Source organism: Phenylobacterium sp. (assembly GCF_044372605.1).
In the GTDB taxonomy this organism is placed as follows: Bacteria; Pseudomonadota; Alphaproteobacteria; order Caulobacterales; family Caulobacteraceae; genus Phenylobacterium.
In genome coordinates this window covers 1-8,706 of the sequence record NZ_JBILRO010000143.1, presented here as the reverse complement: position 1 = coordinate 8,706, position 8,706 = coordinate 1, and the positions used below count along the sequence as shown (strand labels likewise).

Below are 8,706 nucleotides of genomic sequence, written 5' to 3'. Positions count from 1 at the left end.
CTCCTGCCGCACCCCGCGCGGCATCGGCAAGGTGGGCAAAGGCGCCCTGGCTGACCTGCACCCCCAGCGTCTTGGCGCCGCCGTCCTGAAGGCTCTGGCCGAACGCAACAGCCTCGACACCGCCGATGTTGACGACATCATCTGGGGCACGTCCTCCCAGCGTGGCAAGCAGGGCGGCGACATGGGCCGTATGGCTGCCCTCGACGCCGGCTACAACATCAAGGCCAGCGGCGTGACGCTCGACCGCTACTGCGGTTCCGGCATCACGGCGGTCAACCTGGCCGCCGCGCAGATCATGTCGGGCATGGAAGACCTGGTCATCGCCGGTGGTTGCGAGATGATGTCCTACACGGCCTCCAGCGCCCCCAAGCCCGATCCGGAAGCCGGTCCGATGCTGATGGACTCAGGCAACCTGCACCTGCGCGCCCAGCATCCGCAATCGCATCAAGGCATTTGCGCTGACGCCATCGCCACACTGGAAGGGATCAGCCGCGAGGCGCTGGACGACCTTGCCCTGGTCAGCCAGCAGCGCGCCGACTACGCCATCCGCAACGGTCACTTCGACCGCGCGCTTATCCCGGTCTACCATGACGACGGCACGCTGGCCCTGGACCACGAGGAATTCCCGCGCCCCCAGACCACCAAGGAAGGTCTTGCTGCACTAAAGGCCTCGTTCGAGGCCATGGCCAATGTGCCGCTCGACACCAAGGGCACCACCTTCGCCGGCCTGATCAACCAGGTTTATCCCGACCTGAAGATCAAGCACTTCCACCATGCCGGAAACTCTTCGGGCGTCGTGGACGGGTCCGGTGTGGTGCTGCTGGCCTCTGGCGACTACGCCAAGAAGAACGGCCTGAAACCCCGCGCCCGCGTGGTCGCCATGGCCAATATGGGTGACAGCCCGACCCTGATGCTCAACGCCCCGGTTCCCGCGGCGCTGAAGGTGCTGAAGAAGGCTGGCCTCACCCCCGACGACATCGACCTGTGGGAAATCAATGAAGCCTTCGCGGTCGTGGCCGAAAAGTTCATCCGCGACCTCAAGCTCGATCGCGAGAAGGTCAACGTGAACGGCGGCGCCATGGCGCTGGGTCATCCGATCGGCGCCACCGGCTCCATGCTGATCGGCACCATCGTCGATGAACTTGAGCGGCGTGGTCTGAAGCGTGGCCTGGTCACCATGTGCGCCGCCGGCGGCATGGCGCCCGCCATCATCGTCGAGATGCTCTGATGACCCTCTCGCTCCAGCGCCGGTTCGTTACCCCGGGGCCGGGCGAGACCGTGGAAGAGATCGCCGCCCGCGCCCTGCCCGATCAGGATCAGGGCGCGGCGGTCGACGCCATCCGAAGCTGGAACCTGCACATCTTCGCCATGCGCAGGCCCCCCGGCCTGTTGCTGGGATCCGATGTCGTCTTCGTCGAACCGCCAGTCGGATGACGTCGGAAGCCGTGATCATTGGTGCCCAGATTGTCGCCGGTCATGACGGCTCGGCGGAACTGCTGGTCCGGTTGCGTCATCCCAACGGCGCCGAAGGCCCGGTGGTGCTCGACGAGGCGACCGGCCTTGAATTGATGAAGACCTGTGGGGCGACCCACGTGGATGAACTGACCGGCCAGTCCTGGCGCCGGATCGTGGAGGGTCTTTGATGTACGACGTCATTGTTCGCGGCGGTCTGGTGGTGGATGGCTCAGGCGGCCCGGGCTATCTCGGCGATGTCGCTATCCAGGACGGCAAGATCGCTGCCGTCGGCCGGATCGAGGGTCAGGCTCACCGGTTCGTCGAGGCGAAAGGTCGTATAGTCGCCCCGGGCTTCATCGACCCTCACACTCACTTTGACGTCCAGCTTCTGTGGGACGGGGCCGCCAAACCTGCCCTGGAGCACGGCATCACCTGCGTGGTTCCAGGCAACTGTTCGCTCTCGCTGGCCCCGCTCCGGGCCACTGATCGCCAGCGGGTGATCGGCATGTTCCAGCAGATCGAGGAGATGCCGCCCGCAGCCTTCACCGAAGCGTTCGACTGGACCTGGGAAGATTTCGCCGGGTACCGCGCCGCGATCGAAAAGAGCCTGTCGATCAATGTTGCCCCGTTGGTAGGCCATAGCGTCATACGCCTCTGGGTCATGGGCGCCGATGCCCAGGAACGCGCCGCGACCGCCGACGAGATCGCGGCCATGCAGGTGATGCTCCGCGAATGCCTAGATGCCGGCGCGGTAGGGCTCTCGACCAGCTTTGTCGACGTGGACGAAAACGGCCGCCCGGTGCCCAGCCGCTTCGCCCAGTTCGAGGAGCTGGATGCGCTCTCCGCTGTCCTCGGCGAATACGGCCGCATGCTGCAGATCGTGCCTGAATTCTACGCCATAGACATCACCATCGCCCGCATCGACCAGCTGGCCGAACTCAGCCTGAAGCACAACATACCCACCACCTTCTCGCCGGTGTTCGACTCGACTGCGACGCCCGACAACGTCGCCCGCACAATGGCCCGCGTTGAGGAACAGTTCGCGCGCGGCGCCCGTGTCTGGCCGCAGATGCAGACCCGGCCCATCGACATAAGCTTCAGCCTCCTGCGCCCCAGCCTGTTCTTCGCCCGCCTGCCCCGCTGGGTGCGGATTCTGCGTCAGCCGCTGGAACAGCGAATGGCCGCGCTTCGCGATCCCGATACCGTCGAAAAGATGGTCGCCGACCTCGGTCCCGATGGCGGCGAGCGCATGATGGGCCGATTGGTGGTGCGGGGCGGCGATGGCGCACCCGCTGAGCTGACAGGTCGCACGCTCTCGGACATCGCACGTGAACGCGGCGAGGCGCCCGCGCTTGCGCTCATCAACCTATCGCTCGAGCACGGGCTGGATGTGGCCTTCCTCAACGCCAACGCAGGCCATGAGGTCACCGAACGCATCGGCCCGATGCTGGCGCATCCCCTGGTGCACATCGGGGCCAGCGACGGCGGGGCCCATCTGGCCTCATTCTCGACCTACGGCGACACCGGCTATCTGTTCAGCGAGTTCGTTCGCAAATCCGGCGCGCTTAGCCTTGAGCAGGCGGTCGCCAAGATCACTGCCGAAACCGCCGACATCTGGGGGCTGAAGGATCGCGGCCGTCTTGAGACCGGCAAGGCCGCCGATATTGTGATCTTCGATGCCGCCACCATCGGCCGCGGCGAGGAGCGTCCAGTTTTCGACATGCCCTGCGACGGCATGCGCTATGTTCGCGCCGCCACCGGCATCGACACGGTCCTGGTCAATGGCCAGGTCGCCTATACCGCAGGCGCCTATTCAGACGCCCGCGCCGGCATTATCTGCGTATAGGGCGAACCGGAGTTCGCCTTTGGCCCTCAGGCTTCGACCAACTTGGCTGCGTCGGGATGTTGACGGGCCAGGCGACCGGCTGCGGCTTTGAGCGTCAGGATGGCGTCTTCCACTTCCTGGCGTTGCGCTTCCAGTTGCTCGATCCGCTGGCGGAACACGCGAAGCGCCTGGGCGCTCTGAACAGCTTCGCCCTTCTCCTCATAGAGGTCGAGGATGTCGCGGATCTCGGCGATCGAAAGTCCGACCCGCCGCCCGCGGAGGATCAATTGCAGCCTGGCGCGGTCCTTGTAGGAGTAAACTCGCGCCAGATCGCGCCGACCCGGCGTCAGTAGCCCCTGCTCCTCATAGAAGCGCAGGGCACGCGGCGTGGCGCCGAACTCGCGGCAGAGCTGGGTGATCGAATAGGTCCGGTACGGCGGCCGGCGGAGGTTCGTCAGCATGGTCATCGGCGTTTCCCTTCACACGGCCCGACCATATGACAGACCGTGATGTCGTGCGGATTTCATTGGAGCCACCGCCACTTACAGGCAGCCCTGACCACCAAGATAGCGCGGCGGCGCGATGATGCTACCCGTCAACATCATTTTCCGTTCAGAGGAACAACTTGCGGAAGCTGAAACGGATCGTGCGGCCTACCGGATCGAGGTTGGCGGGCTGATAGCCGATGGGGGTCGCCCCGGTGGCGTCGCGGACCTTGATCCGCTCGTCAAACAGGTTGTTCAGCGACAACGAGACGCGCGAGCCCTTGAGCCACGGCGCCCTGTCGATCAGCGGCTTCTGCTGATCCAGATCGGCGAATAATCGGAGATTGATCCTGGTCAGATCAGAGAACTGAAGGCTGCCGGTTGGCGAACTAGGCCCGGCGTCCACGGAGGTGCCGCTCTTCCAGTTGGCCGTGAACCGTGCGCCCAGCCCCTTGGCCGAGACCCCCAGTTCGGCCTCGACCTCATGGCGTGACTGCCCTCCGCCCGAACCATCGGCCGCGGCGCCATTCAGCTGGTCGAGAACAGGTCCGCCGCGCCTGACCAGATAGCGGTCTTCCAGAACCACGGTATGGTAAACGCTGGCCTGCAACCGTCCGCCGGTCCCGACCGGCCCGCCACGCGGGCTACCGCCACCGCCGAAAGCGCTGGGCGGTGGGCCCCCTGCGGCAAATGACGGCGGACCGCCCGACATCCCGCCCGGTGGTGCGCCTCCTGGTCGGCCTGATCCGCCCGGACGGCCTCGGGGCGGCACTGGCTGGGGGCCCACCGGCTGGGTATAGTTGAATCCCCAGCGCAGGTTACGCCGATCCTGCCGCGCAAAATTCACCGGCCGATAGTCGACCTGCACAAGGTTTCCGGCGGCATCGCGCTGAAAACGCTCCGGGAAGGCCGCCTCAATGTCGGCTGTTGCGGCGGGGAATGTGACGATGGGGTTGTCGGTGCGCGTGTCGACATAGTTGGCGCTGAATACCAGGTCACGCTTGGTGAAGGGGCTGTAGTTGAGGCCGATCTTGAGGGTGTCGGCGGTTTCGCTGCTCAGGCCCGCATTTCCGCCGCTGATCAGGGTGACGTCGACGGTGCGACCCGTCGCGAAATCGAAAATCCTCACGCCCGGAGTCAACACCAGCGGATTGCCCAACTGCTGGATGGTCGCGGCGTCCTCGTCGTGGCTTGCCGAAAGAATCAGACTGAATGTGTTGATCGGCCGCCAGTTCAGGCCGTAGCCGACCGTGAGCAGAGATCCCGCATCCGACAGATCCTCCAGCGCCAGATTGCCGTTCGCGGAAAGTTCACCCAGGCCCGCAAGGAACCCTGCGCGGCGACTGGCCAGCGGCACATCCAGATTGACCTGGCCGGTGAAGGCGTTGCGAGAGAGGTCCACGCTCTGAGCTACGCCCAGGCGCTCGGAAGTTGAGTTGAACGCGATCCGTTCGGCGCCAAGACGCAGGCTGGTCCGCACTGCGCCCGCCGGAATGCTGAAGAGCCGGCCGCTGGCCAGACCCTGGATCTCGGCATTGTCAGACTTCGACCGCGTTGCGTTCTCGCGAGACGACAACTGTTCCGCTGGCAGCGCGCCGAAAGGGTTGAAGCCCGGCGCGCGCGCGGTGACGAGGGCCTGAAGCGCCAGGGCATTAATCCCGGTATCGCTGTCGGTGCGGGTATCCTGATGCTCGTAGGCGCCGGTCAGCGACAGTCGCCAGTTGGCCAGATCGCGATTGAGGCCGCCGCCCAGCCGCCCGCTCCAGCTGTCCCGCGATTGGGCGAGTGGTCCGAGCGCGGTCGTGTAGCGGTCCAGGATCACCGGCGTGCTGAATGGCGAGACGGGATGGCCAGCAGGGATCAGCAGGCTGATACCCGGCAGGCCCTTAAGGCTGTCGCTCCGGGTCGCCTCCAATGTCGCATTCAACGTCGCCAGAACGCCGCCGGCGACGGGGCGACTATAGACAACATTGGCGGTTACCTGATCGGTAGCGGGCAACAGCGTGCGGAAACGGCCGGTGTTGGTGACATTGGGCGTCCCTGCCGTCGCCACGAAGTCCGTCAGGCTCGGGGTACGCGAAGCGGCTGTGGCGGGAACGCCGGCCAGCGTGACCGTGCGCCCGGCCAGTCGGCTGAGCCCGGGATCAATCTCTCCGCCCGCGCCGGCGCCCGAGACATTGCCTGCCAGGTCAAAGGCCCGACCGGCAGTCAACGGAACCAGATTGCGTTCATCCTCGGTCAGCGCGGTGCTGCTCTCGACCTTCAGGTCGACGTTGAAGCGCCGGTCATTCTTGATGCTGAAGAAGCCCAGTTCGGCCTGACCGGATCTCCGTCCGCCGGCGGTCGGCGCACCGCCAGACAACTCTGCCGTCGAGGCGCGGAACTCCGGCTTGAGCACAAAGTTCACGACGCGTTGGCTGGCCGCAAAGCCGTATTTGAGCGCAGCCTCCTCAGGCAGAATGTCCACACGAAGGATCGCCTCGGTGGGCAGGTCGCGGATCTCGGTGAAACCTGAAATTCGACGGCCATTCAACAGGATCACTGGCGCGCCGCCGAGCCCCCGCACGCTGCGCGTCTGGGCCGAAAGCTGACCCAGCAGTTCGGCCATGGTGCTGACGCCATAGGCCTGGATATCCGCCGGATCGAGCTGAAGTTCCGGGACGACATCGCCTACCACCGCCCCGGACTGGGCGGCGGCGGCGGTGATCACCAGTTCGGTCACTGTCGTGTCGGTGTCAGGCGCGACGCGTGCGGTCGTTGCCGATTGAGCCAGGGCAACCGGTGCGGCCGACGCCATCAGGCCTGAGATCAACAGGACGCGCCGCCACGTCTCCACTGGTTTGGTCGTTCGGAAAATCGTCAGCTCCCGTTGAAAACCCACCGCCGTCCGTATCGAGCCGGGGCACCGCACGCCGCTTGTGGCTAAGGGCGGCGCGCGTCCGAAAGAGGGCCGGGTTTTGTCGGTCCGGTCACGAAACCCTGCGGGCATGTCGGCACAGACGCAACCCCGCGCGTCCGAACCTCGCGAGCAAGACGCTCGATCAGGGGTTTAACGCGGGGCGACGGGAATTCCGTCGTTCAGCCTGTCGCCCGGGAAGGCGCGTCCACGCGTTGTACAAGTTCATCGCCCCGCCAGATTTCCAGGCGAACGCCTTCGGCCACGCTGAGCGCGCGCTCGATGGCACACTTGTCGTCCGGGGCATGGAAATCCTCGGTTTGGGTGTCGCCGTTGGCGGCATGTTCGACCAGGCGATAGAGCTGACCGCGACGCAGCATAGCGCCGGCCATGCCAAATCCCGCCAACATCATGGCCCAGGTCGCTGGCGACGGCAGCGAAGACATCTCGCCCCGGCCCGCGTAAGCGAGAATTTCAGCCTGGCCGCCGATATCAGACGCGAACGACAGCAGCCCTTGCTCCTCACTGGTAACACCAGGAAAGGGCTCGAACGTCGGCAGCTCGGTGGGAGTCACAAATGTAGAGGGCGATGCGCCGAAATCCGGTAGAGCCGGGATATAGCTCCCGGCCTGGGCGGCCGAGGCGAACAACAGGGCACCTACCGTAGCGAGGACTAAAGGCAGGGTCTTGGCGGCTGAAAACATCAAAAGGATCCGGTTGGGCAGTCGGGTAATGCGCCCGATCTGGTGCAGGATAGCAGGCTCCCAGCGGTTCGCGACGGGATTCCCCTGTAAGGCGAGCGAAGTTGCACGTCAGGGCTCAGCGAAAGCGCCCCCTGCCGCCAGCGATAACGCTGCAATCTCGGCAAACAAGATCCTGAAATGCATCGTCATCACACCTTCAGGGCCATGAAGTCCCCGCTCGCATGGCGATACCCGCCGCCGACAAGACTTCAGCTATAGAGTATCGTCAGGCACAGCATAACTCTCTCATTGGTAGAATTTGACTGTGGCGAAAAGGGCATCGACACTCCCTCAAGTGGTGCTCCGAAGGCCGTCCTCTGGGGAATTCTACACCATTGAGGCCAGGTAGACCGCGAACAGGACCACCAAGGCGCCATCGATGATCACAGGAACGACGGCCTTCCGGCGGTAGGCTGCATTGCCAAGGACCAGGCTGATGAACGCCACTGGTTCGTTTCGGGCGGCCTTGCGCGAGTCATGGCTGCCTCAGGCGCCCGCAATTCCGGGTTCCAACACGGGTCAGTCGGCATTAGCCTGTGAGTAACGCGCAAAAACACGAGGAACTGCCATGACAGCCCCCGCAGACAGCGGCGCCGCCGCACCGATCACCGCCGTCGCCGCCGATGCCAGCCCGGAAGTGCTCTACGAAGTCTCCGATCACATCGCGACACTGACGCTGAACCGGCCCGAGCGGCTCAACACCATTTCTGGGCCGATGCTGGTCCTGCTGGGCGAACTGCTACTGAAGGCTGACCGCGACAAGGACGTCCGCTGCATCATCCTGACGGCAAAGGGCAAGGCATTCTGCGCGGGCCTTGACCTGCGCGGCGCATCCAACGGCTCGACCGGCCTGCAGGGCGCATCCACGTCGACAGACATCGACCTGCGCTCGACCCCGCCCACGGTGCTGTTCAATCTGGGCACGCCCACGATCTGCGCCCTCAACGGCTCGGCGGCGGGCTACGGCATGGACACAGCACTGGGCTGCGACATCCGCATCATGTCCGACACCGCCAAGATGGCGGCGGCCTTCACCAAGCGCGGGATCGTGCCGGAAAGCGGCGGCACCTGGATCCTGCCGCGTCTGCTGGGTTGGTCAAAAGCCGCCGAGATCATCTTCACCGGCCGCACCCTGAGCGCGAAGGAAAGCGTCGACATGGGCCTGGCGTCACGCGCCGTCCCAGAGGCTGAGGTGGCCAAGGTCGCGCGGGACCTGGCGCTGGAGATCGCCGGCAACGCGCCGCTGGCGGTGCAGGCCTCAAAGCGTCTGATGCGTATGGGCCTCTCCGAAGGTTTCGATGA

General features: G+C 65.1%; 8 protein-coding genes. 5 read left to right on the top strand and 3 right to left on the bottom strand.

Annotated features, from left to right (window positions below; all coding sequences use genetic code 11):
- The 4 genes from ACIQ42_RS12050 to ACIQ42_RS12035 all read left to right on the top strand — a co-directional run.
- A partial coding sequence (locus tag ACIQ42_RS12050; protein ID WP_397422434.1) for an acetyl-CoA C-acetyltransferase occupies positions 1-1,228 on the top strand: 1,228 nt, incomplete at its 5' end.
- Positions 1,228-1,434, top strand: coding sequence for a hypothetical protein (locus ACIQ42_RS12045; protein ID WP_397422433.1), 207 nt, complete (start codon positions 1,228-1,230; stop codon positions 1,432-1,434). The genes ACIQ42_RS12050 and ACIQ42_RS12045, both read left to right, overlap by 1 nt.
- Positions 1,431-1,643, top strand: a complete 213-nt coding sequence (locus tag ACIQ42_RS12040) for a hypothetical protein (protein ID WP_397399896.1) — start codon at positions 1,431-1,433, stop codon at positions 1,641-1,643. The genes ACIQ42_RS12045 and ACIQ42_RS12040 overlap by 4 nt, the downstream gene beginning before the upstream one ends.
- Positions 1,643-3,301: an amidohydrolase family protein gene (locus ACIQ42_RS12035; RefSeq protein ID WP_397422432.1), complete on the top strand. Its 1,659-nt coding sequence runs from the start codon at positions 1,643-1,645 to the stop codon at positions 3,299-3,301. The genes ACIQ42_RS12040 and ACIQ42_RS12035 overlap by 1 nt, the downstream gene beginning before the upstream one ends.
- A gap of 26 nt (positions 3,302-3,327) precedes the next feature.
- Here ACIQ42_RS12035 and ACIQ42_RS12030 read toward each other — a convergent pair whose 3' ends face one another.
- From ACIQ42_RS12030 to ACIQ42_RS12020, 3 genes are all read right to left on the bottom strand, one after another.
- Positions 3,328-3,747 (bottom strand): MerR family DNA-binding transcriptional regulator, encoded by a 420-nt coding sequence (locus tag ACIQ42_RS12030; RefSeq protein WP_397422430.1) that lies wholly within the window; start codon positions 3,745-3,747, stop codon positions 3,328-3,330.
- A 145-nt stretch (positions 3,748-3,892) separates the two neighbouring features.
- Positions 3,893-6,562, bottom strand: coding sequence for a TonB-dependent receptor (locus ACIQ42_RS12025; protein ID WP_397422429.1), 2,670 nt, complete (start codon positions 6,560-6,562; stop codon positions 3,893-3,895).
- A gap of 281 nt (positions 6,563-6,843) precedes the next feature.
- The gene (locus ACIQ42_RS12020) at positions 6,844-7,365 is read right to left on the bottom strand and encodes a PEPxxWA-CTERM sorting domain-containing protein (RefSeq protein ID WP_397422428.1); all 522 of its coding nucleotides are present in this window, start codon (positions 7,363-7,365) and stop codon (positions 6,844-6,846) included.
- A 607-nt stretch (positions 7,366-7,972) separates the two neighbouring features.
- Between ACIQ42_RS12020 and ACIQ42_RS12015 the strand changes: the two genes are divergently transcribed.
- Positions 7,973-8,706 (top strand): enoyl-CoA hydratase/isomerase family protein (locus ACIQ42_RS12015; protein ID WP_397422427.1); only part of this gene is annotated, 734 nt, incomplete at its 3' end.